1 pseudogene is annotated in these 309 nt (G+C 43.0%); it reads right to left on the bottom strand.

Going from position 1 to position 309, the window contains the following annotated elements:
- Positions 1–309: pseudogene (locus NE638_RS17940) on the bottom strand (site-specific integrase); the annotation flags it as partial.

Here is a 309-nt window from a genome sequence, read left to right as displayed (position 1 = left end):
GCCCGGCATAATAGGCTATCTGGATTGGAAGTATTGCGGCTGGGTTCTTTTTTTGCAGATAAGCAAGCAATCTTTCATAATCTTCTCGTGAAATTGGTTGGACATTTCCGTCCATATCCTCATCGGAAAACAAATCCACTTCATCCGTCTGATACCGCAGTTTAATATACTGCATGGGATTGAACGTAATATACTGCTTTGGAAATACTGCAAAACGGAAGGACTGCTGCATGACTGCGGAAAAAGAATGGATATAATCTTTGCTGTAACCCTTTCTCTCTTTTCCGTCGGGATGAACTCCCCCGAAGG

The organism is Blautia sp. MSK.18.38 (assembly GCF_024460535.1).
Classification (GTDB): domain Bacteria; phylum Bacillota; class Clostridia; order Lachnospirales; family Lachnospiraceae; genus Blautia_A; species Blautia_A fusiformis.
Note: the sequence above shows the minus strand (reverse complement) of the source record. Positions and strands in the feature narration are given on the sequence as shown.